Annotated in this window: 32 protein-coding genes; 25 read left to right on the plus strand and 7 right to left on the minus strand. The window is 55.6% G+C overall.

Annotated features, from left to right (window positions below):
- Positions 1 to 38: 38 nt before the first annotated feature.
- From AM329_RS20205 to AM329_RS20215, 3 genes are read right to left on the minus strand one after another with little or no spacing between them, the layout of a single operon-like run.
- On the minus strand, positions 39 to 908 hold the full coding sequence (locus AM329_RS20205) for a phosphoribulokinase (RefSeq protein WP_003861663.1): 870 nt from the start codon (positions 906 to 908) through the stop codon (positions 39 to 41).
- 30 nt (positions 909 to 938) lie between these two features.
- Entirely contained in the window at positions 939 to 1,157 is a 219-nt protein-coding gene (locus AM329_RS20210) for a YheU family protein (protein ID WP_003861664.1), read from the minus strand.
- Positions 1,154 to 2,176: a hydrolase gene (locus tag AM329_RS20215; RefSeq protein ID WP_023314942.1), complete on the minus strand. Its 1,023-nt coding sequence runs from the start codon at positions 2,174 to 2,176 to the stop codon at positions 1,154 to 1,156. The genes AM329_RS20210 and AM329_RS20215 overlap by 4 nt, the downstream gene beginning before the upstream one ends.
- A gap of 228 nt (positions 2,177 to 2,404) precedes the next feature.
- Here AM329_RS20215 and mdcA point away from each other — a divergent pair, with 228 nt between their 5' ends.
- The 8 genes from mdcA (at position 2,405) to mdcH (ending at position 9,451) form a co-directional block, all read left to right on the plus strand.
- Positions 2,405 to 4,060: a malonate decarboxylase subunit alpha gene (gene mdcA, locus AM329_RS20225; protein WP_032608033.1), complete on the plus strand. Its 1,656-nt coding sequence runs from the start codon at positions 2,405 to 2,407 to the stop codon at positions 4,058 to 4,060.
- Positions 4,060 to 4,917 carry a triphosphoribosyl-dephospho-CoA synthase gene (locus AM329_RS20230; protein ID WP_032608032.1) on the plus strand — a complete coding sequence of 286 codons (858 nt, stop codon included), beginning with the start codon at positions 4,060 to 4,062 and terminating at the stop codon, positions 4,915 to 4,917. Before mdcA ends, AM329_RS20230 begins: the two co-directional genes overlap by 1 nt.
- A gap of 9 nt (positions 4,918 to 4,926) precedes the next feature.
- On the plus strand, positions 4,927 to 5,226 hold the full coding sequence (gene mdcC, locus AM329_RS20235; protein WP_000411786.1) for a malonate decarboxylase acyl carrier protein: 300 nt from the start codon (positions 4,927 to 4,929) through the stop codon (positions 5,224 to 5,226).
- Positions 5,219 to 6,052, plus strand: a complete 834-nt coding sequence (locus AM329_RS20240) for a biotin-independent malonate decarboxylase subunit beta (RefSeq protein WP_032608030.1) — start codon at positions 5,219 to 5,221, stop codon at positions 6,050 to 6,052. Before mdcC ends, AM329_RS20240 begins: the two co-directional genes overlap by 8 nt.
- A complete protein-coding gene (mdcE, locus tag AM329_RS20245) occupies positions 6,052 to 6,852 on the plus strand; it encodes a biotin-independent malonate decarboxylase subunit gamma (RefSeq protein ID WP_032610140.1) in 801 nt (266 codons plus the stop codon). Before AM329_RS20240 ends, mdcE begins: the two co-directional genes overlap by 1 nt.
- 123 nt (positions 6,853 to 6,975) lie before the next feature.
- Complete coding sequence (locus AM329_RS20250; protein ID WP_032608028.1) at positions 6,976 to 7,935, plus strand: AEC family transporter; 960 nt, start codon at positions 6,976 to 6,978, stop codon at positions 7,933 to 7,935.
- A 2-nt stretch (positions 7,936 to 7,937) separates the two neighbouring features.
- A complete protein-coding gene (locus AM329_RS20255; protein ID WP_003861679.1) occupies positions 7,938 to 8,555 on the plus strand; it encodes a malonate decarboxylase holo-ACP synthase in 618 nt (205 codons plus the stop codon).
- Entirely contained in the window at positions 8,555 to 9,451 is an 897-nt protein-coding gene (mdcH, locus tag AM329_RS20260; RefSeq protein WP_003861680.1) for a malonate decarboxylase subunit epsilon, read from the plus strand. The genes AM329_RS20255 and mdcH overlap by 1 nt, the downstream gene beginning before the upstream one ends.
- A 39-nt stretch (positions 9,452 to 9,490) precedes the next feature.
- Here the strand turns inward: mdcH and AM329_RS20265 are convergent, their stop codons facing one another.
- On the minus strand, positions 9,491 to 10,423 hold the full coding sequence (locus AM329_RS20265) for a LysR substrate-binding domain-containing protein (RefSeq protein ID WP_032608027.1): 933 nt from the start codon (positions 10,421 to 10,423) through the stop codon (positions 9,491 to 9,493).
- 15 nt (positions 10,424 to 10,438) lie between these two features.
- On the minus strand, positions 10,439 to 12,343 hold the full coding sequence (locus AM329_RS20270) for an ABC transporter ATP-binding protein (protein WP_003861684.1): 1,905 nt from the start codon (positions 12,341 to 12,343) through the stop codon (positions 10,439 to 10,441).
- 129 nt (positions 12,344 to 12,472) lie between these two features.
- Between AM329_RS20270 and kefG the strand changes: the two genes are divergently transcribed.
- The 4 genes from kefG (at position 12,473) to slyD (ending at position 15,731) form a co-directional block, all read left to right on the plus strand.
- Complete coding sequence (gene kefG / locus AM329_RS20280; protein ID WP_059288194.1) at positions 12,473 to 13,027, plus strand: glutathione-regulated potassium-efflux system ancillary protein KefG; 555 nt, start codon at positions 12,473 to 12,475, stop codon at positions 13,025 to 13,027.
- Complete coding sequence (gene kefB / locus AM329_RS20285; RefSeq protein ID WP_003861688.1) at positions 13,027 to 14,832, plus strand: glutathione-regulated potassium-efflux system protein KefB; 1,806 nt, start codon at positions 13,027 to 13,029, stop codon at positions 14,830 to 14,832. The genes kefG and kefB overlap by 1 nt, the downstream gene beginning before the upstream one ends.
- A 13-nt stretch (positions 14,833 to 14,845) precedes the next feature.
- Positions 14,846 to 15,046 carry a YheV family putative zinc ribbon protein gene (locus tag AM329_RS20290; protein ID WP_003861689.1) on the plus strand — a complete coding sequence of 67 codons (201 nt, stop codon included), beginning with the start codon at positions 14,846 to 14,848 and terminating at the stop codon, positions 15,044 to 15,046.
- Between the two features lie 94 nt (positions 15,047 to 15,140).
- Complete coding sequence (gene slyD, locus AM329_RS20295; protein WP_032608026.1) at positions 15,141 to 15,731, plus strand: peptidylprolyl isomerase; 591 nt, start codon at positions 15,141 to 15,143, stop codon at positions 15,729 to 15,731.
- A 51-nt stretch (positions 15,732 to 15,782) separates the two neighbouring features.
- On the opposite strand, the gene AM329_RS20300 is transcribed toward slyD, so the two are convergent.
- Positions 15,783 to 16,001 carry a protein SlyX gene (locus tag AM329_RS20300; protein ID WP_003861693.1) on the minus strand — a complete coding sequence of 73 codons (219 nt, stop codon included), beginning with the start codon at positions 15,999 to 16,001 and terminating at the stop codon, positions 15,783 to 15,785.
- 238 nt (positions 16,002 to 16,239) lie between these two features.
- On the opposite strand from AM329_RS20300, the gene fkpA reads away from it, so the two are divergent.
- The 11 genes from fkpA (at position 16,240) to bfr (ending at position 24,441) form a co-directional block, all read left to right on the plus strand.
- Positions 16,240 to 17,058, plus strand: coding sequence for an FKBP-type peptidyl-prolyl cis-trans isomerase (fkpA, locus tag AM329_RS20305; protein ID WP_003861695.1), 819 nt, complete (start codon positions 16,240 to 16,242; stop codon positions 17,056 to 17,058).
- 167 nt (positions 17,059 to 17,225) lie between these two features.
- On the plus strand, positions 17,226 to 17,948 hold the full coding sequence (locus tag AM329_RS20310) for a transcriptional regulator (protein ID WP_003861697.1): 723 nt from the start codon (positions 17,226 to 17,228) through the stop codon (positions 17,946 to 17,948).
- Entirely contained in the window at positions 17,948 to 18,334 is a 387-nt protein-coding gene (gene tusD / locus AM329_RS20315) for a sulfurtransferase complex subunit TusD (protein ID WP_003861699.1), read from the plus strand. The genes AM329_RS20310 and tusD overlap by 1 nt, the downstream gene beginning before the upstream one ends.
- A complete protein-coding gene (gene tusC, locus AM329_RS20320; RefSeq protein ID WP_023323813.1) occupies positions 18,334 to 18,693 on the plus strand; it encodes a sulfurtransferase complex subunit TusC in 360 nt (119 codons plus the stop codon). The genes tusD and tusC overlap by 1 nt, the downstream gene beginning before the upstream one ends.
- Before the next feature lie 7 nt (positions 18,694 to 18,700).
- Positions 18,701 to 18,988, plus strand: a complete 288-nt coding sequence (tusB, locus tag AM329_RS20325) for a sulfurtransferase complex subunit TusB (RefSeq protein WP_015571409.1) — start codon at positions 18,701 to 18,703, stop codon at positions 18,986 to 18,988.
- 124 nt (positions 18,989 to 19,112) lie between these two features.
- A complete protein-coding gene (gene rpsL / locus AM329_RS20330; RefSeq protein ID WP_000246815.1) occupies positions 19,113 to 19,487 on the plus strand; it encodes a 30S ribosomal protein S12 in 375 nt (124 codons plus the stop codon).
- 96 nt (positions 19,488 to 19,583) lie between these two features.
- Positions 19,584 to 20,054, plus strand: a complete 471-nt coding sequence (gene rpsG, locus AM329_RS20335) for a 30S ribosomal protein S7 (protein WP_003861706.1) — start codon at positions 19,584 to 19,586, stop codon at positions 20,052 to 20,054.
- Positions 20,055 to 20,150: 96 nt separating this feature from the next.
- Complete coding sequence (gene fusA, locus AM329_RS20340; RefSeq protein ID WP_022651946.1) at positions 20,151 to 22,265, plus strand: elongation factor G; 2,115 nt, start codon at positions 20,151 to 20,153, stop codon at positions 22,263 to 22,265.
- 69 nt (positions 22,266 to 22,334) lie between these two features.
- Positions 22,335 to 23,519, plus strand: a complete 1,185-nt coding sequence (gene tuf / locus AM329_RS20345; RefSeq protein WP_022651945.1) for an elongation factor Tu — start codon at positions 22,335 to 22,337, stop codon at positions 23,517 to 23,519.
- 178 nt (positions 23,520 to 23,697) lie between these two features.
- Positions 23,698 to 23,892: a bacterioferritin-associated ferredoxin gene (gene bfd, locus AM329_RS20350; protein WP_003863268.1), complete on the plus strand. Its 195-nt coding sequence runs from the start codon at positions 23,698 to 23,700 to the stop codon at positions 23,890 to 23,892.
- A gap of 72 nt (positions 23,893 to 23,964) precedes the next feature.
- On the plus strand, positions 23,965 to 24,441 hold the full coding sequence (bfr, locus tag AM329_RS20355) for a bacterioferritin (protein WP_003863270.1): 477 nt from the start codon (positions 23,965 to 23,967) through the stop codon (positions 24,439 to 24,441).
- Here the strand turns inward: bfr and AM329_RS20360 are convergent.
- Positions 24,425 to 24,898, minus strand: coding sequence for an A24 family peptidase (locus AM329_RS20360; protein ID WP_023323812.1), 474 nt, complete (start codon positions 24,896 to 24,898; stop codon positions 24,425 to 24,427). The two genes, bfr and AM329_RS20360, sit on opposite strands and share 17 nt — an antisense overlap.
- Positions 24,899 to 25,278: 380 nt before the next feature.
- On the opposite strand from AM329_RS20360, the gene rpsJ reads away from it, so the two are divergent.
- Positions 25,279 to 25,590, plus strand: coding sequence for a 30S ribosomal protein S10 (gene rpsJ / locus AM329_RS20365; protein ID WP_001181005.1), 312 nt, complete (start codon positions 25,279 to 25,281; stop codon positions 25,588 to 25,590).
- Positions 25,591 to 25,622: 32 nt separating this feature from the next.
- Positions 25,623 to 26,252, plus strand: a complete 630-nt coding sequence (gene rplC / locus AM329_RS20370; protein WP_003863274.1) for a 50S ribosomal protein L3 — start codon at positions 25,623 to 25,625, stop codon at positions 26,250 to 26,252.
- Positions 26,253 to 26,260: the final 8 nt, after the last annotated feature.

The following is a 26,260-nucleotide window of genomic DNA, read 5'->3' on the forward strand; positions in this document are numbered from 1 at the left end:
CTCACCCTAACCCTCTCCCACGGGGAGAGGGAACATGTTCACGCGATTTGCTTTCCTTCCATCAGCCGCTGCACCAGCGGTGTCATGATAAGTTCCATTGCCAGCCCCATTTTTCCCCCGGGCACCACTAACGTATTCATGTGCGAAATAAACGAACCCTGTAGCATCGCCAGCAGCCAGGGGTAATCAATGCCTTCCAGGTTGCGGAAGTGGATCACCACAAAGCTCTCGTCCAGCGACGGGATGCTTTTTGCAGCGAACGGGTTAGAGGTGTCCACGGTGGGGACGCGCTGGAAGTTAATGTGGGTTCGGGAGAACTGCGGCGTCAGGAAGTTGATGTAATCTTCCATGGAGCGCACCACCGAGTCCATGACCGCCTCTCGCGAATGGCCGCGCTCGCTCATGTCACGCGTCAGCTTCTGGATCCACTCAAGGTTAACAATCGGCACCACCCCCACCAGCAAATCCACGTGGCGCGCCACGTCGTGCTGAGGCGTCACCACGCCGCCGTGCAATCCTTCGTAAAACAGCACGTCAGTCGGTTCCGGCAGCGGCTGCCAGGGCGTGAACGTGCCGGGGACCTGGTTCCAGGGCACGGCTTCATCGTAGGTGTGGAGATACTTGCGGGACTGCCCGGTACCGCTTTGCCCGTATTCACGGAAGGTTTGCTCCAGCAGGCCGAAGTCATTGGCCTCCGGGCCGAAGTAGCTGATGTGTTTACCCAGATCGCGCGCCTTGCGGATGGCCATATCCATCTCCGGGCGCGTGTAGCGGTGAAAGCTGTCGCCTTCTACCTCGGCCGCCCGTAAGTTAAGCTGGGCGAAGATCTTGCGGAAGGCGAGGCTGGTGGTAGTGGTTCCCGCCCCACTCGAACCCGTAACGGCAATAACCGGATGTCTGGCAGACATAGCAACTCCCTGACTGGAAAAGTGTAAAGATCAGCCATGAAACGCGTTGCGGGGCATGATATTGACCGTCTCATGCAGTTCGGACCATACCAGCACCACGTCGCCGCTTTTAAGCTGGCGCTTAACATCGTTGACCTTTTGTTCAAGCGAACGTTCATGTTCACCATAATCGGTGCCTTCGCGCAAGACAAAGCTTTCAATCAGATTATCGAGCGTTTCGGGAGAGAGATCCTGCCAGGGAATAATCATTTTTTACCGTCCAGATAGGCCGTTAACCAGTCGGGTATACGCGTCTCAAGCCACATTTTTGGCCGACGCAGCGTGCCGCCAACAAAGCCGACGTGCCCGCCGAACTCGGTGAGCTGATACTCCACGTTATCCGGCAGATAGTCAGGGGCGGGGATCGAGTGATGATCCATAAACGGATCGTCTTTGGCGTGGATAATCAGCGTGGGTTTCGTGATTTGATTCAGTAAAGGCATGGCGCTGCACTGACGGTAATAGTCAATCGCATCGGCAAAACCGTGAATTTTCGAGGTGATCAAATCATCAAACTCGCGCAGGCGCTTCACGCGTTTGAGCTGTTGCAGCGTCACAGGCAGCGTATCCGGATAGGCCTTCAGCTTGCGCGCGGCGTTGGCTTTCAGCAGGTTGAGCAGGTAGCGCTGGTACACTCGCGAAAAGCCCTTTTCCATATGATAGCTGCACTGCTCCAGCATAAACGGCGCAGAGACAATCACCGCCGCATCCAGCGGTACGGCGTCGCTCTCCTTCGCCAGCAGACAGGCCAGCATATTGCCGCCCAGCGAATACCCCACCGCTGCCGTTGGTGCCTCGCCGAAATTGTCTCTTAGCCAGCGCAGGAACCAGGTGCCGTCCTCGGTTTCACCCGAGTGATAAATGCGTTTCTGACGATTAGGCTCGCCGCTGCATCCGCGAAAATGCATCACCACCCCAAGCCAGCCGCGGGCTTTCGCCGCCTCAATGAGTCCGTGTGCGTAAGGGCTGTGCAGGCTGCCTTCCAGACCGTGAAACACTACCAGACGGGGTTTATGTCTGGCCCGATCCGGATCTTCGCTCCAGGCGAGATCCAAAAAGTCGCCATCCGGCAAATCCAGGCGTTGCCAGTGCGGGGTGAACTGTACCTTGCGGCGGATCAGGCGCGGCAGCATGGTTTGCAGGTGAGGGTTAGCCACACCGCGCATGGGCACGAACTCTGCGCTCTCTTCGGCTGCAATGTCGAAGTCTGAGGGAATGATTTGGGTCATAAGGGCGATGCTGATTCTTGTCAGAAATTAACTATACCTTCCGAATTGTACCCCGTTTAGCCCGTTTTTCCGAAACATGAACTGATCCCGATCACAAATATTTACCTTGATTATTACTCTCAGGCTAATGATTTGCCTCTACGCTTAATTGATGCCTTTCTCACCAGAGCGCACACTTTACTCAACGTTAAGCAAATCAGAATGATGTGCTGAATCAGGAGGTTAATAATGTTATCTGGGCAAACACCCACCCGGCAATGGAACACCCGACGCAGTGAGAAAGCGCGTCGTCTGGCGTCCGTACCGGTGCAGGGCAAGGTACTGCCAACCGGCGATCTTGTCGCCATGCTGGAAAAACTGATCGCACCAGGCGACAAAGTCGTTCTGGAAGGCAACAACCAGAAGCAGGCGGATTTCCTTTCCCGTTCACTGGCGGAAGTGAACCCGCAAATCGTGCACGATCTGCATATGATCATGCCGAGCGTGGGCCGCAGCGAACATCTGGACATCTTTGAGAAAGGCATCGCCCGCAAGCTCGACTTCTCCTTCTCCGGTACGCAAAGCCTGCGCATTTCGCAGCTGCTGGAGGATGGTCAGCTCGAAATCGGGGCGATTCACACCTACATCGAACTCTACTCACGTTTATATGTCGACCTTTCGCCAAACGTGGCGCTGATTGCCGGTTTTAAAGCGGACCGCAAAGGGAACCTCTATACCGGGGCGAGTACCGAAGATACCCCGGCGCTGGTGGAAGCCGCCGCGTTCCACGACGGCATCGTCATCGCGCAGGTGAACGAGCTGGTGGACGACGAGTGCGACATGCCGCGCGTCGATATTCCGGGCTCCTGGATCGATTACGTGGTGGTGGCGGACAAGCCGTTCTTTATTGAGCCGCTCTTCACCCGCGACCCGCGCCTGATTAAACAGGAACACATCCTGATGGCGATGATGGCGATTAAAGGCATCTACGCCGAACACCAGGTGCAGTCCCTGAACCACGGGATTGGCTTTAATACCGCAGCGATCGAACTGCTGCTGCCAACCTACGGCGAACAGCTCGGACTCAAAGGCAAAATCTGTAAACACTGGACTTTGAACCCGCATCCAACGCTGATCCCGGCCATCGAAAGCGGCTGGGTGGAGAGCGTCCACTGCTTCGGCGGCGAGCTGGGGATGGAAGAGTACATCCGCGCTCGTCCGGACGTGTTCTTTACCGGTGCTGACGGCTCCATGCGCTCTAACCGCGCCTTCTGTCAGCTGGCTGGTCAGTACGCGGTCGATATGTTTATCGGCTCCACGCTACAGGTTGATGGTTACGCTAACTCCTCAACCGTGACTCGCGGCCGTCTTTCCGGCTTCGGCGGCGCGCCAAACATGGGCCACGATCCGCACGGTCGTCGCCACGCCACACCGGCCTGGCTGAACATGATCACCGAGCCTGACCCGATGCAGCGCGGTAAAAAGCTGGTTGTGCAGATGGTGGAAACCTTCCAGGCGGGCGTGAAGCCAACCTTCGTGGAAAAACTCGACGCTGTTGACGTCGCGAAAGCCTCCGGTATGCCGCTGGCGCCGGTCATGATTTACGGCGATGGCGTCACCCACGTGCTGACGGAAGAGGGGATTGCTTACCTCTACCGGGCGAAAGATCTGGAAGAGCGTCGCGCCATGGTCGCCGCCGTGGCGGGTATCACCGATATCGGTCTGGGCGTTGACGCCAAACGCGTGGCGGAACTGCGCCAGAGCGGCAAGGTTGTGTATCCGGAAGATATGGGCATTCGTCGTACCGATGCCACTCGCTCTCTGCTGGCTGCGGGCAGCGTGGCTGATCTCGTTGAGTGGTCCGGTGGTCTGTATAACCCACCTGCGAAATTCCGGAGCTGGTAATGAAACTTCTGCCCCAGATCCAGGTTGAAGGCGGTGCCGAATGGCTGGCGCGAACCGCCACGCAGTGTCTGATTGACGAAGCACGTTTAAGCCCGAAGCCCGGTCTGGTGGACAGCCGGGGGAACGGCGCGCACCACGATTTATCGCTTGCGCTGATGGAGCGCTCCGCTCGCAGCCTGACCCCCACGTTTCAGGCGCTGGCGCAGCAGAGCTGGCAGCGTCCGGCGGATATTGCCCTCCGGCAAACCGTTGGCCGCCTGGGTCGCGAAGGTGAACGGCAGATGATGGTCGCTACCGACGGCGTGAACACGCACCGTGGCGCGATCTGGGCGCTGGGATTGCTGGTGAGCGCGGTGGCGATGCTGGGCGGCGATGCCCGGGCGCAAACCGTCGCGAACATCGCCGCTCAGCTGGCGAAGCTGCCGGATGACGCGGCGCCGAAAGTGTTCAGCAAGGGGTTACGCGTCACGCACCGCTACCGTGTACCGGGTGCGCGTGAAGAGGCTCAGCAGGCGTTTCCGCACATCATGCAGCGCGCGCTGCCGCAGCTTCGCCTCAGCCGTCTCAACGGCAGCAGCGAAACGCAGGCCAGACTCGACGCGCTGATGGCGATCATGACCTCGCTCACCGACACCTGCGTGCTGTCGCGCGCCGGCATGGAGGGGCTGGACGCCATGCAGAACGGCGCCCGTGCAGTGCTGAACGCCGGAGGATGCGCAACGCTCGCCGGGCAGCAGGCGCTGGCGCGGTTAGACCGTCAGATGCTGGCGCTTAACGCCTCGCCGGGCGGAGCCGCAGACCTGCTTGCCGCCACGCTGTTTCTTGACCGCGTCGAAACGCCCTATTCAAAGCATTAAGAGGATGTTATGGAAAAAATCACATTGACCGTGCCCGCCAGCCGCGAAGTAAGCGGCAGGGCGCTGGCAGGGGTAGTCGGTTCCGGGGATATGGAGGTGCTTTTCACCGCCGAACCGGGCCAGACCTTAACCATTGATATCACCACCTCCGTCGACAACAGCCGCGGGCGCTGGGAGGCGTTGTTCAACCGCCTGCAAACCGTCAGCAGCCTGCCCGCAGGTAAGCTGACCATCCACGACTTCGGCGCGACGCCGGGCGTGGCACGCATTCGTATCGAACAGGTCTTTGAAGGGGTGAATCATGCGTGATGACAGCAGCTTTATCGAACTAAAAGCGCGCCAGCGTGCACAGGCGCTGCTCGACGACGGCAGCTACCGCGAACTGCTGGATCCGTTCGAAGGCATTATTTCTCCATGGCTTGGGCCACAGGGGATTGTTCCTCAGGCTGATGATGGCATGGTGGTCGCGAAAGGGACCATCAACGGCCAGCCTGCGGTGGTGGTGGCGATTGAAGGCACCTTCCAGGGCGGCAGCATGGGCGAAGTGTCCGGCGCCAAAATGGCGGCGGCGCTGGAGCTGGCGGCGGAAGATAACCGCAACGGCATTCCGACTCAGGCGGTACTGTGCCTCGAAACCGGCGGCGTACGTTTGCAGGAAGCCAACCTTGGCCTGGCGGCGATTGCCGATATCCACGCTGCGATCGTTGACCTGCGTCGCTATACCCCGGTCGTCGGGATTGTCGCCGGGACCGTAGGCTGCTTCGGCGGGATGTCTATCGCCGCGGCGCTGTGCAGTTACCTGATTGTGACCCGCGAAGCGCGTCTTGGCCTCAACGGCCCGCAGGTTATTGAGCAGGAAGCGGGCATTGAAGAGTACGACTCCCGCGACCGTCCGTTTATCTGGAGCATGACCGGCGGCGAAGTGCGCTATGAAAGCGGGCTGGTGGACGCGCTCGTCGGCGACGGCGTGAACGCGGTGAAAGCCGCGATGAACGAGGCCATCGCCAAAGGCGTACCGGGGAAACATCGCACCGATAACTACGACGATTACCTGAGCCGTCTGACGAATTTCGACACCCGCAAACAGGCCGATGCCGAACAGATTAAAGCGCTTTTTGCCCGGGAGGTGAAATGATGAGTACTTCAATAAGCCGTGGCGAACTCTGGCTGGAAACCCTCGCCCCTAACGCCAAACGTCTGGAAGGGTTATGCCCGTCCGTGCAGGCGGCAGATGGCGAGCTGAACGGTGAAACGGTGCGCTTTGTCGCCGTGGTGCCGGACGCCAACAACCACTTCCCGCGCGCGGCGCAAGGGGAAGTCGGCCTGCTGGAAGGCTGGACGCTGGCAAAAGTGGTCAGCGAAACCGTAGCTGCTGACGCTGATAAAGCCGTGAAGCGCCCGATTGTGGCGGTGATCGACGTCCCAAGCCAGGCCTATGGTCGTCGCGAAGAGGCGTTTGGTATCCACCAGGCGCTGGCCGGAGCCGCTGCCGCCTACGCCAACGCGCGTTTAGCGGGGCATCCGGTGATTGGTCTTATCGTCGGTAAGGCCATGTCCGGCGCGTTTCTGGCGCACGGCTACCAGGCTAATCGCCTTATAGCCTTCAACGATAAAGGCGTGCTGATCCACGCGATGGGCAAAGAGTCTGCGGCGCGCATTACGCTGCGTACCGTTGAGGCGCTGGAAAAACTGGCGGCAACCATTCCGCCAATGGCGTACGACATCAGCAACTACGCCACGCTGGGGCTGCTTTCCGACCTGCTGGATATCAGCAATCCGGATGCCCCTTCCGAAAGCGATCTGACGCGGGTGAAAACCACCCTGCAACAGGCCATCAGTGACGCTCGTCAGGACACCACGTTGAAAAACCGTCTGGGTGCTGACAACCGCCGCAGCTCAGCGCTCGTACGTGAACGTATGCGAGCCAGCTGGTAAGTAAAAAGAGACCTGCCAGATGCATCACCCCGTGGGCGCGCCCGTTGCGTCCACGCGGGAACCTGCATCCTGAAAATAATAAACATCGCGCCAGTGCTTAAACTTTTTTACTACAGGTGATTTATGACTTACGTAATTGTTCATGCTCTTGCACCGATTTTCGTCATCATGCTGCTGGGATTCTGGGCCGGTAAGGCAAAGATGGTCGATAACAAAAATGTTTCCCTGCTGAATATCTTCGTGATGGATTTTGCACTCCCGGCCGCGCTATTCAGCGCCACCGTGCAAACCCCGTGGACCGGCATCGTGGCGCAGTCGCCGCTGATCCTGGTGCTCACCCTGGCGATGTGGATCACCTATGCGGTCATCTACTTCCTCGCGACAAACGTATTTAAAAAATCCCCGCAGGATGCGGCCGTGCTGACGCTGACCGTCGCCCTGCCAAACTACGCGGCGCTTGGCCTGCCGATTCTGGGCAGCGTGCTGGGCGAAGGCTCTTCAACGTCGCTGTCCGTGGCGGTCTCCATCGCCTGTGGTTCAGTGCTGATGACCCCGTTCTGCCTGCTGATTCTGGAGCGTGAGAAAGCGCGCGTCGAAGGCAATAACTCGGGTTCAACGCTTTCCATGCTGCCGGTGCTGATGTGGCGCTCCATTAAAAAACCGATCGTGATGGGCCCGCTGCTGGGTGTGATCCTGTCCGCTATCGGCATCACAATGCCGGAGCTGGTGCTGGCGGCGATTAAACCGCTGGGACTGTCCGCGACCGCTGCGGCGTTGTTCCTGACCGGCGTGATCCTCTCTGCCCGTAAGCTTCAGATCAACACCATGGTGATCACTTCTACTATCGCCAAGCTGCTGATCCAACCAGCGATTGCCTGGGGTATCGTTTTAATCTTCGGTCTGCACGGCTCAGTGGCTATCACCGCCATCCTGATGATTGCGCTGTCTGCGGGCTTCTTTGGCGTGGTGTTCGGTAACCGCTTTGGCGTGCAGTCGCCGGATGCTGAAGCCGTGCTGCTGTTGAGCTCCATACTGTGTATCCTGTCGCTGCCGCTGTTTATCTCGCTGACTTCAGGAATGTAATCATGACCACAACATTACGCCCACACGACCTCATCTGGCTTACCGCGCGCGACGCCCTGGAAGGGATTACTGAATCCTGGGTGGACGCGGCCTGGCATACCGGGCTGCCGGTAGTGGTGCGGCGTGATGTTGATAATGAAGGCCGTATTCCCGTTGGCGTGCGGGGATTGCGCCGCGACCAGCGGGCGGCCGGATGGGTGAAGCCTGAGAACGTGTTGCGCGTGGTGTCGCCCGAAGATTTGAGCGTTGCCGCCGACCTGCTGCGTTCGCCGTTTATCACCCAGCCGCCGGTTCAGGTGGCGCTTCAGCTTGCGCAGCAGTCATGGCCGTGGACGTGGGGGATAACCGGCAGTACGGGTTACGCGCTGGCGACCGGCATTCCGGTGATCCACGCCGACAGCGATCTCGATCTGCTGATCCGCGCCCCGTGTACCGTTTCCCCTGAGGCGTTTACTGACTGGCAGGCTCAGCTCAGTCGTGCGTTGTGCCGGGCGGATACACAGGTGGATACGCCCGAGGGCGGATTCGCGCTGGCGGAATGGTTACGCGACGGCAAAACGCTGTTAAAAACGCAATATGGGCCGCGCCTGGTGGCGGATCCATGGCACAGGGAGGAGTAATGAAAATACTGTTTACCTTTCCAGGGCAGGGCACACAGCATGAAGGTATGCTGCAAAACCTGCCGGGAACAGAGCTGGAGCAGGCCCGTGCTGTGCTGGGGGCGGAAGTTGATACCCTGGACAGCGCATCCTCGTTAACCCACACCCGCGCGGTTCAGCTTTCGCTGTTGATTGCAGGCGTGGCCTGGGCGCGCGAGCTGGAACGTCGCGGCGTGTCGCCGGATATCGTCAGCGGGCTGTCCATTGGCGCTTATCCTGCGGCGGTTATCGCCGGTGCGCTGGACTTTACGGACGCGCTGAAGCTGGTGGCGCTGCGCGGCGATCTGATGGAGCAGGCGTATCCCCACGGCTACGGCCTGACGGCGATAATGGGGTTGACCCTGCCCCAGGTGGAAAACCTGATTCAGGGGACAGGAACCTATATCGCTAACCTGAACGCCGAAACGCAGATCGTGATTGCCGGAGCCGATGACGGCATGGCGCAGGTAGCCGAACGCGCGCTGGCGAAGGGCGCGAACAAGGCCAAACGGCTGGCGGTAAGCGTGCCGTCGCACTGTGAATTGCTGGCGGAACCGGCGCAGAAGCTGGCCGCGGCGTTTGAATCAGTCACGCTTTCACGCCCCCGCTGCGCGTACCTGAGCGGCAGTACCGGGCGCGTGCTTTGGCAGCCAGAGAAAATTGCCGACGACCTGGCGATGAATATGGCGCGAACCGTGCGCTGGCAGGAGGCGGTGATTTCCGCTAACGAGCGCGAAGCGCGTCTGGCGATTGAGATGCCGCCTGGGGGTATTCTGACCTGTCTGACGCGGCAGGCGGCGTGGGAAGGCGAATCCATTTCGCTGGAGCGCAGCGGAGTGGATGTGGCGGTGCATCTGGCGGGTCGGCTTCAGCGGTGACTTTTTGCCCGGTAAGCGTAGCGCCACCGGGCAATAACATCAGGCACTATCCTGCAAACTTCTGGCATACATCCGCCCTTCCGCGGCCAGCGCCCGCAGGCTCGGATCCTGCTCGCGGTTGCGGGCAAAGACGATCGCAATCAGCTGCTGCATCTGGTACGGCTGCGCCAGCTTCAGTAGCTGCACCGAATTTTCGTACACTTTCTTCATCCTGCCCGGCATCAGCGTAAACCCGACCCCCGCCTGCACCAGGCTCAGCATCGAGAAGATATCGTTCACGCGCGTCACAATCTCCGGCTCAAAACCGGCGATATGAAACGCTTCCTGAAACCCCGCATACGTGGCGAACCCTTCCGCGAGGGCGACAAACTTCTGATCTTTATAATCACGCAGATCGGCGGGGCCGCTGGTATTGAGCGTGGCAGAAGCCGGTGCGGCAAGGAAAATATCGTCATGGAACAGAGGAAGCACTTCGAGGCTGTTACGGTCGATATCGCTTTCGGAGATAGAGATTAAAATCGCATCCAGCGATCCCTCATCCAGCATATGGAGCAGGGTTTCGTTCGAGCCCATCGTCAGATCCATCTCCAGATCCGGACGGCGCAGCTTCATGCCCATTATCAGACGCGGCACGGTTTCCAGAGTCAGCGAGTAGAGCGTGCCGACGCGCAACCGTCCCTGGCCGATACCGGCGATCTTGCGCGACTCTTCCAGCCCGCGCTCCATCACCTGCATCACCTCCTGACAATACTCCAGCAGCGTCCATGCGGAGGGGAGGGCAATCAGGTTACGCCCTTTGTGGGTAAAGAGCGGGCAGCGGACATTCTCTTCCAGGGTATGCAGCGCGCGGTGCACGCTGACGCCGCTCAGGCCGAGCGTTTCGGCGGTACGTGCGATATTGCCCTTCTCCATGAACGTCATGAAGATGCTGAGCTTACGGAATGTAATCTCGCTCGTGGTATCGAAGCTCATAACCCTCCCGGCGTGTTAGTCGGCTTGCAGCATCGCTTCCAGCTGTTCCTGCGCGTCCAGCCATGCCATTTCGCACTCTTCGAGGCTGGATTTGGTTTTCGCCTGAGTTTGCAGACAGTCCGTCAGCTCCGCTTTGCGGCTCTGATCGTACAGTTCGCTGTCGCCCAGCTTCTCTTCGACGGCAGCAAGCGTGGCGTTGAGCTTTTCCATCTCTTTTTCGAGGCGGGCAATCTCTTTACGCAGCGGTTGCGTCTGGGTGCGCAGCTCCGCTTCACGGCGCTTCTGGTCTTTACGCGCCTGGGCGCTGTTGGCGTTGTCTTTCGCTGACTCTTCCGGCTGGTTTTCCTGCTTCTGCACGTCCGTCAGCCACTGCTGGTAGTCTTCCAGGTCGCCGTCAAACGGTTCGACTTTGCCGCCGTGTACCAGATAGAGATCGTCGGTGGTGGAGCGGATCAGGTGGCGATCGTGCGACACGACAACCAGCGCCCCTTCGAACTCAATCAGCGCTTCGGTCAGCGCCTGACGCATGTCGAGATCGAGGTGGTTGGTTGGTTCATCAAGCAGCAGCAGGTTTGGACGCTGCCAGACGATCAGCGCCAGTACCAGACGCGCTTTTTCACCACCGGAGAAACGCGCTGTATTTTCAGTCACCTTATCGCCCTGGAAGCCAAAGCCGCCGAGGTAGTCGCGCAGCTTCTGCTCCATTTCCTGCGGCGCCAGGCGCGCCAGGTGCTGGATCGGCGATTCATCCGCGCGTAAAAATTCCAGCTGATGCTGGGCGAAGTAGCCAAGCTTGATGCCTTTCGCCAGGCCGATTTCGCCGCTGACCGGGTTAAGCTCGCCCGCCAGCAGCTTGATCAGCGTCGATTTACCGGCGCCGTTACGCCCCAGCAGGCCAATGCGTGAACCCGGCACCAGGTTGAGCTTGATAGAGTCGAGGATAATGCGATCGCCATAGCCCGCGCTCACTTTTTCCATTTTCAGCAGCGGGTTCGGCAGGCTCTCCGGCTCGCGGAAACTGAAGTGGAATGGGTTATCCACATGCGCGGGAGCGATCATCTCCATGCGTTCCAGCATCTTGATGCGGCTCTGCGCCTGCTTGGCTTTTGACGCCTTGGCCTTGAAGCGATCCACAAAGCTTTGCAGGTGCGCCACGCGCTGCTGCTGGCTTTCATACATCGCCTGTTGCTGGGCAAGGCGCGTCGCGCGCTGGCGCTCGAAAGAGCTGTAGTTGCCGGTGTATTCGAACATGCTTTGCTGTTCGATATGAATGATTTTATCCACCACCGGATCGAGGAAGTCGCGGTCGTGGGAGATCAGAATCAGAGTGCCCTGATAGCTCTTGAGCCACTTCTCCAGCCAAATAACCGCATCGAGATCGAGGTGGTTGGTGGGTTCATCGAGCAGCAGGAGGTCGGAGCGGCAGATCAGCGCCTGCGCCAGGTTGAGGCGCATACGCCAGCCGCCGGAGAAATCGCTCACCGGGCGTTCAAGCTGTTCGTTGCTGAAACCCAGGCCGTGCAGCAGGCTGGAGGCGCGGGAGCGAATGGTCCAGGCATCGATGGCGTCCAGCTTGCCGTGGACGGTGGCGATGGCGTGGCCGTCGTTGCGTTCGTTGGCGGCGTTGAGCTCTGCTTCGAGCTTGCGGTATTCACGGTCGCCGTCGATAACATAGTCGAGCGCGGGTTCGCTCAGTGCGGGCGTCTCCTGGTTCACCCAGGCGAGCTGCCAGTTGCCCGGGAAGGTAAAGTTACCGCCATCCGCGCTTATCTCGTTTTTCAGCAGTGCCAGCAGGGTGGATTTACCGCAGCCGTTTTTGCCGACCAGCCCCACTTTCTGGCCCGGGTTGATGGTAGCAGTCGCGTTATCCAGCAGGACGCGCACGCCGCGACGAATTTGTAACGAGGAGAAAACAATCATAGAAGCGCCGTATGTTCCGACTATGTTAATTTGTCATTATGATAATGTAAGGTGTGGGCCATTTTCCCCACCGGGCCGCCATGGTAGCCCAAAACGACAACAATACACAAAAACAGAACCGGGAGGGGAATGATGTCTCAGACAGCGAAAGTGCTGCTGCTGTATGCCCATCCGGAATCACAGGACTCGGTGGCGAACCGGGTGCTGCTTAAGCCGGCCACACAGCTCAGTAACGTAACGGTGCACGATCTCTACGCGCACTATCCCGATTTTTTTATCGATATTCCTTACGAGCAGGAACTGCTGCGTCAGCACGACGTGATTGTGTTCCAGCATCCGCTTTATACATACAGCTGTCCGGCATTGCTGAAAGAGTGGCTGGACCGCGTGCTGAGCCGGGGCTTCTCCAGCGGGGTGGGGGGCAACCAGCTGGCGGGAAAGTACTGGCGGAGTGTCATTACCACCGGTGAGCCGGAAAGCGCTTACCGTCACGACGGGCTGAACCGTTACCCCATGAGCGACATTCTGCGGCCGTTTGAGCTGACGGCGGCGATGTGCCGTATGCACTGGATGAGCCCGATTATTATCTACTGGGCACGGCGGCAGGATCCGAAAGCGCTGGCGAGCCATGCCAGGGCCTATGGCGAATGGCTGGCGTCACCGATTCCGGCGGGAGGACGCTAATGGACGGTTCGAATTTACTCCTTGCCGGGGTGCTGTTTTTGTTCGCCGCCGTCGTCGCGGTCCCGCTTGCCGCGCGTCTCGGCATTGGCGCGGTGCTGGGTTATTTGCTGGCTGGGATAGCCATTGGCCCCTGGGGGCTTGGGTTTATCAGCGATGTGGATGAAATTCTCCACTTCTCTGAACTGGGCGTGGTCTTCCTGATGTTCATCATTGGCCTTGAGCTGAACCCCTCCAAGCTGTGGCAGCTGCGGCAATCTATTTTTGGCGTCGGGGCGGCGCAGGTGTTACTCAGCGCGGCCATTCTCGCGGGACTGCTGATGTTGACGCAGTTTTCCTGGCAGGCCGCGGTGATTGGCGGGATCGGTCTTGCGATGTCGTCGACGGCGATGGCGCTTCAGCTGATGCGCGACAAAGGGATGAACCGCAACGAGGCGGGGCAACTGGGCTTTTCGGTGCTGCTGTTCCAGGATTTAGCGGTGATCCCGGCGCTGGCGCTGGTGCCGCTGCTGGCGGGATCCGGAGACGATCATTTCGACTGGATGAAGATTTCCATGAAGGTGCTGGCCTTCGCGGGGATGCTGATCGGCGGACGGTTTTTACTGCGTCCGGTATTCCGGTTTATTGCAGCATCTGGCGTGCGCGAGGTATTCACCGCCGCAACGCTGCTGCTGGTGCTTGGCTCAGCGCTGTTTATGGATGCGCTGGGGCTGTCGATGGCGCTTGGGACGTTTATCGCCGGGGTGCTGCTTGCGGAAAGCGAGTACCGCCACGAGCTGGAGACCGCCATCGATCCGTTTAAGGGGCTGCTGCTAGGGCTGTTCTTTATCTCGGTGGGTATGGCGCTTAATCTTGGCGTGCTCTATACCCATCTGCTGTGGGTTATTGCGAGTGTCGCCGTGCTGGTGGCGGTCAAAACGCTGGTGCTGTATCTCCTCGCGAGGATTTACGGGCTGCGCAGCTCGGAAAGAATGCAGTTTTCCAGCGTGTTAAGCCAGGGGGGAGAATTTGCGTTTGTGCTGTTTTCCACGGCGTCGTCTCAGAAGCTGTTCAAAGATGACCAGATGGCGCTGCTGCTGGTGACGGTCACGCTGTCGATGATGACCACCCCGCTGCTGATGAAGCTGGTGGACAAACTGCTGTCGCGCCGCCTGAATCCCGCAGACGATGAAGACGAAGCGCCGTGGGTGGAAGATGATAAACCGCAGGTGATCGTTGTGGGCTTTGGTCGCTTCGGACAGGTGATTGGTCGCCTGTTGATGGCAAATAAAATGCGCATTACGGTGCTGGAGCGCGATATCAGCGCCGTCAACCTGATGCGCAAATATGGTTATAAGGTGTACTACGGCGATGCGACGCAGCTTGAGCTGTTGCGCTCGGCGGGCGCAGAGGCTGCGGAGTCCATCGTCATCACCTGCAACGATCCGGAAGACACGATGAAGCTGGTGGAGCTGTGCCAGCAGCATTTCCCGCATCTGCATATTCTGGCGCGTGCGCGTGGACGTGTGGAGGCTCACGAACTTTTGCAGGCGGGTGTGAAACACTTCTCCCGCGAAACCTTCTCCAGCGCGCTGGAGCTGGGACGCAAGGCGCTGGTTTCGCTGGGTATGCATCCTCATCAGGCGCAACGCGCCCAGATGCATTTCCGCAGGCTGGATATGCGAATGCTGCGTGAACTGATGCCCGTGCACAGCGACACGGCGCAGATCTCCCGCGTGCGGGAAGCGCGTCGCGAACTGGAGGAGATCTTCCAGCGTGAGATGCAACAGGAACGACGCCAGCTCGACGGCTGGGATGAATTTGAATAAAGGGTAACGAAAGATGGCTGTACGTAAACGCTTTATCGCGGGCGCAAAATGCCCATCCTGCCAGGCGCAAGATACGCTGGCCATGTGGCGTGAAAATAATATCGATATCGTTGAATGTGTTAAGTGCGGTCACCAGATGCGTGAGGCCGACAAAGAAGCCCGCGATCATGTTCGCAAAGAAGAGCAAGTGATCGGCATTTTTCATCCAGACTAGCGATATGCTCTGAGTTTTTTTAAGCTTAAGGGTACACGGGTGCAGATTTCCGCTACAATCTGCGCCAGCAATTTTCCCACGCTCAGGAGATATCATGAAAGTAGCAAAAGACCTGGTGGTCAGCCTGGCCTATCAGGTACGTACAGAAGACGGTGTGTTGGTTGATGAGTCTCCGGTGAGTGCGCCGCTGGACTACCTGCATGGTCACGGTTCCCTGATTTCCGGCCTGGAAACGGCGCTGGAAGGCCATGAAGTTGGCGACAAATTCGACGTTGCTGTAGGCGCGAACGACGCTTACGGTCAGTATGACGACAACCTGGTTCAGCGCGTTCCTAAAGACGTATTCATGGGCGTTGACGAGTTGCAGGTTGGCATGCGCTTCCTGGCGGAAACTGACCAGGGTCCGGTTCCGGTTGAAATCACTGAAGTTGAAGACGACCACGTTGTGGTTGACGGCAACCACATGCTGGCGGGTCAGAACCTGAAGTTCAACGTAGAAGTTGTTGCGATCCGTGAAGCGACTGAAGAAGAGCTGGCTCATGGCCACGTTCACGGTGCGCACGGTCACGACCATGACCACGATCACGGCCATGACGGCTGCTGCGGTGGTCACGGCCACGACCATGGTCATGACCACGGCCACGGTAAAGGTGGTTGCGGTACCGGCGGCTGCGGTTGCCACTGATTCCGTACTCCGGAAAATAAAAAAGCGGGATAATCCCGCTTTTTTTACGCCTCAATAATGAGGTGGTGGCGTCTCTTCTGACTGAGAGGCAATGTTTGACGGCTGCGTGGCCTTCAGCTTTTCCGTCAGCAGGCGCATGTGATCGCGCAGTTTTGCCATTTCAAGCTCATGGGCCGTCACGGTCTGGTTCAGTTCTTCGATGGTGATGTCCTGAAAAGCCAGGCGGCTTTCCAGCTCAGCCAGTCTCGCTTCGATCGTTGTATCCTTCATCATTCACCTCGTTTATCTGTCGTTCGCCATAATGGACCAGCGGCGGCGAAGTTTAGCTGACTTTTTCCTTAAGTACAGTATCCATCTCCCTGACAAGAAACTTATTTAAACAAAAATAGTCTGAAAAGAAGCGACATTCGGGGGAGTCTGTCTGTAGATTTCTTCCACAACGTTTTATAGTACGTCACTCATTTACGTTTAACACTGGGGTGAGAGACCTCAGGTCCTGGAGATATGGATGAAATCACTGTTTAAAGTTACGCTGCTGGCGACCACTATGGCTGTAGCGCTCAATGCGCCGCTGTCTTTCGCTGCTGATACTGCTGCGAAGCCTGCTGCGACTACAGACAGCAAAGCGGCATTCAAAAATGACGACCAGAAATCCGCCTACGCACTTGGCGCGTCTCTGGGTCGTTACATGGAAAACTCTCTGAAAGAACAAGAGAAACTGGGCATCAAACTGGACAAAAACCAGCTGATCGCAGGGGTCCAGGATGCGTTCGCAGACAAGAGCAAACTGTCTGACCAGGAAATCGAGCAGACTCTGCAAGCGTTTGAAGCGCGCGTGAAAGGCGCCGCTCAGACCAAGATGGAAGCAGATGCTAAAGATAACGAAGCGAAAGGCAAAGCCTACCGCGACAAGTTCGCTAAAGAGAAAGGCGTTAAAACGTCTTCTACTGGCCTGATCTATAAGGTTGAGAAAGAAGGTACTGGCGACGCGCCTAAAGACAGCGACACCGTTGTGGTGAACTACAAAGGTACGCTGATCGACGGTAAAGAGTTCGATAACTCTTATACCCGTGGTGAGCCTCTCTCCTTCCGTCTGGATGGTGTGATCCCGGGCTGGACCGAAGGCCTGAAGAACATCAAGAAAGGCGGTAAAATCAAGCTGGTCATCCCACCGGATCTGGCTTACGGCAAAACCGGCGTTCCGGGTATCCCGGCTAACTCCACGCTGGTATTTGATGTAGAACTGCTGGACATCAAACCGGCGCCGAAAGCGGATGCGAAAACAGACGCACCGGCTGACGACAAAGCCGCAGCAGCTAAGAAGTAATGCTGAAAAAAACCGCCGCCTTTACAGGCGGCGGTTTTTTTATTGTGGGGCAGATATAATTAACACTGGAAAGCGTTATACACGCTGTATTAATTTAGTTGTCCGTGTAGATAATGAGCCTGCCCTGAAAACCTAACGACAGGCTCCTGAAAAGGAGTGTTTTTTTCATGTCCAGGTCGCTTTTAACCAACGAAACCAGTGAACTTGATTTGCTGGATCAACGTCCATTTGACCAGACCGACTTCGATATTCTGAAATCCTACGAAGCGGTAGTGGACGGGTTAGCGATGCTCATTGGTTCCCACTGCGAAATCGTATTGCATTCCCTGCAAGATCTTAAGTGTTCCGCTATCCGCATTGCGAATGGTGAGCACACTGGCCGTAAAATTGGTTCGCCAATCACCGACCTTGCATTGCGTATGTTGCATGACATGACCGGCGCGGACAGCAGCGTCTCAAAATGCTATTTCACCCGCGCCAAAAGCGGCGTGCTGATGAAATCAGAAACGATCGCGATTCGAAACCGCGAACACCGGGTAATCGGTTTGCTGTGCATCAACATGAACCTTGATGTGCCATTCTCGCAAATCATGAGCACCTTCATCCCGCCAGAAACGCCGGACGTGGGCTCATCGGTGAACTTTGCTTCTTCGGTTGAGGATCTCGTGACCCAGACGCTGGAGTTCACCATTGAAGAGGTGAATGCCGATCGCAACGTATCCAACAACGCCAAGAATCGTCAGATCGTCCTGAACCTCTATGAGAAAGGGATTTTTGATATCAAAGATGCCATCAACCAGGTGGCCGATCGCCTGAATATCTCCAAACACACGGTTTACCTCTATATTCGCCAGTTCAAAAGCGGCGACTTTCTGGGACAAGACAAGTAATGCGTTTTGCGTTAATGGTGACGGGCCCGGCGTACGGTACCCAGCAGGCCAGCAGCGCGCTACAGTTTGCCCATGCGCTGCTTGATGCCGGTCATGAACTGGCAAGCGTCTTCTTCTATCGTGAAGGGGTCTATAACGCGAACCAGTTTACGTCCCCGGCGAGCGATGAGTTTGACCTTGTGCGCGCCTGGCAAAAATTAAACGAAACGCAGGGCGTTGACCTGCATATCTGCGTCGCGGCGGCACTGCGTCGCGGCGTGACGGATGCGACCGAAGCCGAACGCCTTGGTCTGGCGGGGGCTAACCTGCAACCGGGCTTTTCCCTCAGTGGTCTAGGTGCCCTGGCACAGGCGGCGTTGACCTGCGACAGAGTGGTGCAATTTTGATGAAGCGCGTAGCGTTTGTTTTTACTTCTGCGCCGCATGGCAGCGCTTCAGGCCGGGAAGGGCTGGATGCATTGCTCGCGACATCGGCATTAACCGAAGATATCGGCGTCTTCTTTTTAGGCGATGGCGTATTCCAGCTTCTTGCAGGCCAACAACCGCAGGCCATTCTTGCGCGCGACTACATTGCGACCTTTAAAGTTCTGCCGCTCTATGACATTGAAACCTTCTATGTGTGCGCCGACTCGCTGGCCGCGCGTGGGTTAAACGAGATAACACCGTTCGTGCTGGACGTGACGATCCTGACATCTGCTGCGCTGCGCGAACAACTCTCTCACTACGATACCGTTCTGACTTTCTGAGGCTGTCATGCTCCATACCCTGAGCCGTTCACCGTGGCAATGTGATATCGACACGTTACTGAGCATGCTGCGCGAAGGTGATGATCTGCTGCTGATTCAGGATGGCGTGCTCGCGGCGCTTGAAGGCAGCCGTTTTGTTGAAATCCTCGCGAATGCCCCCATTACAGTCTCTGCGCTGAAAGAGGATCTGGATGCGCGGGGTCTTTCTGGTCAAATTTCAGCCAAAATTGACGTGGTTGGCTATACTGATTTCGTCAATCTTACTGTGACGCACGCCAGTCAAATGAACTGGTGATTTGAGATCGCTGTATATTTCTTGACACCTTTTCGACGTAGCCCTAAAATTTCGCGTCCTCATATTGTATGAGGTCGTTTTATTACGTGTTTACGAAGCAAAAGCTAAAACCAGGAGCTATTTAATGGCAACAGTTAACCAGCTGGTACGCAAACCACGTGCACGCAAAGTTGCAAAAAGCAACGTGCCTGCGCTGGAAGCCTGCCCGCAGAAACGTGGCGTATGTACTCGTGTATATACCACCACTCCTAAAAAACCAAACTCCGCACTGCGTAAAGTATGCCGTGTGCGTTTGACTAACGGTTTTGAAGTGACTTCCTACATCGGTGGTGAAGGTCACAACCTTCAGGAGCACTCCGTGATCCTGATCCGTGGCGGTCGTGTTAAAGACCTTCCGGGTGTTCGTTACCACACCGTTCGTGGTGCGCTGGACTGCTCAGGTGTTAAAGACCGTAAGCAGGCTCGCTCCAAGTACGGCGTGAAGCGTCCTAAGGCTTAATGGTTCTCCGTTAAGTAAGGCCAAACTGATTTATCTTAATGTCAAACTAAACTCGTAGAGTTTTGGACAATCCTGAATTAACAACGGAGTAATCCCATGCCACGTCGTCGCGTCATTGGTCAGCGTAAAATTCTTCCAGATCCGAAATTCGGATCAGAACTGCTGGCAAAATTTGTAAATATCCTGATGGTAGATGGTAAAAAATCTACCGCAGAAGCAATCGTATACAGCGCGCTGGAGACCCTGGCTCAGCGTTCTGGTAAAAATGAACTGGAAGCCTTCGAAGTCGCTCTCGACAACGTGCGCCCGACTGTAGAAGTTAAGTCTCGCCGCGTTGGTGGTTCTACTTATCAGGTTCCAGTTGAAGTTCGTCCGGTTCGTCGTAATGCTCTGGCAATGCGTTGGATCGTTGAAGCTGCTCGTAAACGCGGTGATAAATCCATGGCTCTGCGTCTGGCGAACGAACTTTCTGATGCTGCGGAAAACAAAGGTACCGCAGTTAAGAAACGTGAAGACGTTCACCGTATGGCAGAAGCCAACAAGGCGTTCGCACACTACCGTTGGTAATCCCTTCGGAGTCGTAGTCACCAGGCGGGCGCTTCAGAGAAGCCGCCCGCTCTGGGTAACTTAACTGAACGCCTAAAGATATAAACGAGGAATCAAATGGCTCGTACAACACCCATCGCACGCTACCGTAACATCGGTATCAGTGCGCACATCGACGCCGGTAAAACCACTACTACCGAACGTATTCTGTTCTACACCGGTGTAAACCATAAAATCGGTGAAGTTCATGACGGCGCAGCCACCATGGACTGGATGGAACAGGAGCAGGAGCGTGGTATTACTATCACCTCCGCAGCGACTACTGCATTCTGGTCAGGTATGGCTAAGCAGTACGAACCGCATCGCGTAAACATCATCGACACCCCAGGGCACGTTGACTTCACCATCGAAGTAGAACGTTCCATGCGTGTTCTTGACGGCGCGGTAATGGTTTATTGCGCAGTTGGTGGTGTTCAGCCACAGTCTGAAACCGTATGGCGTCAGGCAAACAAATATAAAGTTCCACGCATCGCGTTCGTTAACAAAATGGACCGTATGGGTGCTAACTTCCTGAAAGTTGTTGGCCAGATCAAAACCCGTCTGGGCGCGAACCCTGTTCCGCTTCAGCTGGCAATTGGTGCTGAAGAAGGTTTCACCGGCGTTATCGACCTGGTGAAAATGAAAGCCATCAACTGGAACGAAGCAGATGCGGGCGTTACCTTCGAATACGAAGATATCCCGGCAGAGATGCAGGACCTGGCTGACGAATGGCACCAGAACCTGATCGAATCCGCAGCAGAAGCTTCTGAAGAGCTGATGGAAAAATACCTGGGTGGTGAAGAACTGTCTGAGCAAGAGATCAAATCTGCTCTGCGTCAGCGCGTTCTGAACAACGAAATCATCCTGGTAACCTGTGGTTCTGCGTTCAAGAACAAAGGTGTTCAGGCGATGCTGGATGCGGTAGTTGACTACCTGCCATCCCCGATTGACGTTCCTGCGATCAACGGCATCCTGGACGACGGTAAAGATACTCCGGCTGAGCGTCACGCAAGTGATGAAGAGCCATTCTCTGCACTGGCGTTCAAAATTGCTACCGACCCATTCGTGGGTAACCTGACCTTCTTCCGCGTTTACTCTGGTGTGGTTAACTCCGGTGACACCATCCTGAACTCCGTGAAAGCGGCGCGTGAACGTTTTGGCCGTATCGTACAGATGCACGCTAACAAACGTGAAGAGATCAAAGAAGTTCGTGCGGGCGACATCGCTGCTGCTATCGGTCTGAAAGACGTGACCACTGGTGACACTCTGTGTGATCCGGATCACCCGATCATTCTGGAGCGTATGGAATTCCCTGAGCCGGTAATCTCCATCGCAGTTGAACCAAAAACCAAAGCTGACCAGGAAAAAATGGGTCTGGCTCTGGGCCGTCTGGCGAAAGAAGACCCATCATTCCGTGTATGGACTGATGAAGAATCTAACCAGACCATCATCGCTGGTATGGGTGAACTGCACCTGGACATCATCGTTGACCGTATGAAGCGTGAATTCAACGTTGAAGCGAACGTGGGTAAACCTCAGGTTGCTTACCGCGAAGCGATTCGCGCGAAAGTTACCGACGTTGAAGGTAAACACGCTAAGCAGTCTGGTGGTCGCGGTCAGTACGGTCACGTTGTGATCGACATGTACCCACTGGAGCCGGGCTCTAACCCGAAAGGTTACGAGTTCATCAACGACATCAAAGGTGGTGTAATTCCTGGCGAATACATCCCTGCCGTTGATAAAGGCATTCAGGAGCAGCTGAAAGCTGGTCCTCTGGCTGGTTACCCGGTTGTAGACATGGGTGTTCGTCTGCACTTCGGTTCTTACCACGACGTTGACTCCTCTGAACTGGCGTTTAAACTGGCTGCGTCTATTGCCTTTAAAGAAGGCTTTAAGAAAGCAAAACCAGTTCTGCTTGAGCCGATCATGAAGGTTGAAGTAGAAACTCCTGAAGAGAACACCGGTGACGTTATCGGTGACTTGAGCCGTCGTCGCGGTATGCTGCGTGGTCAGGAATCCGAAGTAACTGGCGTTAAGATCCACGCTGAAGTTCCGCTGTCTGAAATGTTCGGATATGCAACTCAGCTGCGTTCACTGACCAAAGGTCGTGCATCATACACTATGGAATTCCTGAAGTATGATGATGCGCCGAACAACGTTGCTCAGGCCGTTATCGAAGCCCGTGGTAAGTAATCCACAGGATTAAAACCTAAGTCCCGTGCTCTCTCCGAAGGGGAGAGCACTATAGTAAGGAATATAGCCGTGTCTAAAGAAAAATTTGAACGTACAAAACCGCACGTCAACGTTGGTACTATCGGCCACGTTGACCATGGTAAAACTACCCTGACTGCTGCAATCACTACCGTACTGGCTAAAACCTACGGCGGTGCTGCTCGTGCTTTCGATCAGATCGATAACGCACCAGAAGAAAAAGCTCGTGGTATCACCATCAACACCTCTCACGTTGAGTATGACACCCCGACTCGCCACTACGCACACGTAGACTGCCCAGGCCACGCCGACTATGTTAAAAACATGATCACCGGTGCTGCGCAGATGGACGGCGCGATCCTGGTTGTTGCTGCGACTGACGGCCCTATGCCTCAGACTCGTGAACACATCCTGCTGGGTCGTCAGGTAGGCGTTCCTTACATCATCGTGTTCCTGAACAAGTGCGACATGGTTGATGACGAAGAGCTGCTGGAACTGGTAGAGATGGAAGTTCGTGAACTGCTGTCTCAGTACGATTTCCCAGGCGACGACACTCCAATCGTTCGTGGTTCCGCGCTGAAAGCGCTGGAAGGCGAAGCAGAGTGGGAAGAGAAAATCATCGAACTGGCTGGCTACCTGGATTCTTACATCCCAGAACCAGAGCGTGCGATTGACAAGCCATTCCTGCTGCCAATCGAAGACGTATTCTCCATCTCCGGTCGTGGTACCGTTGTTACCGGTCGTGTAGAGCGCGGTATCATCAAAGTTGGTGAAGAAGTTGAAATCGTTGGTATCAAAGAGACTGCGAAGTCTACCTGTACTGGCGTTGAAATGTTCCGCAAACTGCTGGACGAAGGCCGTGCTGGTGAGAACGTTGGTGTTCTGCTGCGTGGTATCAAACGTGAAGAAATCGAACGTGGTCAGGTTCTGGCGAAGCCAGGCTCAATCAAGCCACACACCAAGTTCGAATCTGAAGTGTACATTCTGTCCAAAGACGAAGGCGGCCGTCATACTCCGTTCTTCAAAGGCTACCGTCCACAGTTCTACTTCCGTACAACTGACGTGACCGGTACCATCGAACTGCCAGAAGGCGTAGAGATGGTAATGCCAGGCGACAACATCAAGATGGTTGTGACTCTGATCCACCCAATCGCGATGGACGACGGTCTGCGTTTCGCAATCCGTGAAGGCGGCCGTACCGTTGGCGCGGGCGTTGTTGCTAAAGTTCTGGGCTAATTAATTATCCCTGAAATAAAAAGGACGCTTCGGCGTCCTTTTTTGTTTTCTACCGTAAAGTCGCTGTCATAAAAATTCGCATTTTTTGTTTTCTCCCGCCACGTATTCCGGCGCCTGTGCTATTGTAATCATAACCATTCTCACTTACACTTTGCGCATATTTTGAACGGGAGTCTTTATGTACGTTTGTTTATGTAATGGTGTAAGCGACAAAAAAATTCGTCAGGCCGTTCGCCAGTTTCAACCACAATCATTCCAGCAGCTTCGCAAGTTTGTTCCGGTGGGAAATCAATGCGGTAAATGCGTTCGCGCAGCGCGTGAGATCATGCAGGACGAACTGATGCAGATCCCGGAATTCAAAGAGATCGCGTAAGCCTCTATCTTTTTTTTGACATCCCCGTAGCCCGATCTACGCTTCAATGAGTGGAAGCGGAGGGACTATATAATGAAAGGTGATGTTAAAATCATAAGTTATCTCAATAAATTATTGGGAAATGAGCTTGTCGCAATCAATCAGTATTTTCTCCATGCAAGAATGTTCAAAAACTGGGGACTGACTCGCCTCAACGATGTTGAATACCATGAGTCCATTGATGAAATGAAACACGCCGATAAATACATTGAGCGTATTTTATTCCTCGAAGGCATTCCTAACCTACAGGATCTCGGAAAACTGGGCATCGGAGAAGATGTCGAAGAGATGCTGCGTTCTGATCTCCGGCTGGAGCTGGAGGGTGCAAAAGACCTGCGTGAAGCCATTGCCTATGCGGACAGCGTACATGACTACGTCAGCCGCGATATGATGATCCAGATCCTGGCCGATGAAGAAGGGCACATCGACTGGCTTGAGACCGAACTGGATCTCATTAGCAAAATTGGCCTACAGAACTACCTTCAGTCTCAGATCAAAGTGGAAAGTTAATCAGGCTTTCCCAGCCAACGCATAAACCCGCTGCCGCCAGAAATGGCCCAAAAGGCAGTGGGTTTTTTAATGCCTGCTTATCAGGAGTAAACAACGAGAAAGCAACCAGATACAGCAGAGCCATTAACGCGGCTACGAGTGCCAGTACTGGCAGTACACACCAGCCATGCCATGCCCCCAGCGCCGCCAGATATTTTATGTCGCCATATCCCATACCTTCACGTCGGCAGATGAGCCGATATCCCCAATAGATAACGGCGAATCCGGCGTATCCTGCCAGCGCACCCACCACCGCGCTCGGCAAAAAATCAGGATGGAGGCACAGCTGGTAAAGCAGGCCGGTCCATAGCAGCGGGCAAAGAAATTTGTCGGGAAGAAGCCCTGTGCGAATATCGGTGCGAACAAGCAAGGCCGATAACGCAAAATAGATCACCAGAAAGGGGAGGGACAGTAGCATAGCGAGAGCCTCAAAACGGTTTGAGCGCATACTCGTAATAATCTGCATGTCCGGCAATGTGCAAAAACAGCAATTGCGTAGCGGCTTCAGACAAAGAGTTGAGAAGGGATACTTTGCATAAAAAAATGCGAGGCCTTACGCAGAGTACGTCTTTAGCGCTTAATTTCTAAACGGCACTTGCGTCTTCCCCAGATTTACGTATAATGCGCGGGCTTGTCGTAATTGACGGCGGGTTCAATCTGAACCAGAGTAGCTCACTTTGTTACTCAACAATGCTCCCAATTGGGGAGCTACGTAAGAACGGTTACACTCTCCCATCAATCGTAATGGGTTTGAGGAGTAATCATTTTCGTTTATAAAATAATTGGAGCTCTGGTCTCATGCAGAACCAAAGAATCCGTATCCGCCTTAAAGCGTTTGATCATCGTCTGATCGATCAATCAACCGCGGAAATCGTCGAGACTGCTAAGCGCACTGGTGCGCAAGTCCGTGGTCCGATCCCGCTGCCGACCCGCAAAGAGCGCTTTACCGTTCTGATCTCTCCGCACGTTAACAAAGATGCGCGTGATCAGTACGAAATCCGCACTCACAAGCGTCTGGTTGACATCGTTGAGCCAACTGAGAAAACCGTTGATGCTCTGATGCGTCTGGATCTGGCTGCCGGTGTAGACGTGCAGATCAGCCTGGGTTAATCAGGTCATCGAGCGATTGAGAGGTTGAAACAATGATTGGTTTAGTCGGTAAAAAAGTGGGTATGACCCGCATCTTCACTGAAGATGGCGTTTCTATCCCAGTAACCGTAATCGAAGTTGAAGCAAACCGCGTTACTCAGGTTAAAGATCTGGCTAACGATGGCTACCGCGCTATTCAGGTTACCACTGGTGCTAAAAAAGCTAACCGTGTAACCAAACCAGAAGCGGGTCACTTCGCTAAAGCTGGCGTTGAAGCTGGCCGTGGTCTGTGGGAATTCCGTCTTGCTGAAGGCGAAGAGTTCACCGTAGGTCAGGACATTAGCGTTGAGCTGTTTGCTGACGTTAAAAAAGTTGACGTAACCGGTACCTCTAAAGGTAAAGGTTTTGCTGGTACCGTTAAGCGCTGGAACTTCCGTACCCAGGACGCTACTCACGGTAACTCCTTGTCTCACCGCGTTCCGGGTTCTATCGGTCAGAACCAGACTCCGGGCAAAGTGTTCAAAGGCAAGAAAATGGCAGGTCAGCTGGGCAACGAACGTGTAACCGTTCAGAGCCTGGACGTAGTACGTGTTGACGCTGAGCGCAACCTGCTGCTGGTTAAAGGTGCGGTCCCGGGTGCAACCGGTAGCGACCTGATCGTTAAACCAGCTGTGAAGGCGTAAGGGGATAG

It is taken from the genome of Enterobacter cloacae complex sp. AR_0002, assembly GCF_001922365.1.
GTDB classification, from domain to species: Bacteria; Pseudomonadota; Gammaproteobacteria; order Enterobacterales; family Enterobacteriaceae; genus Enterobacter; species Enterobacter hormaechei_C.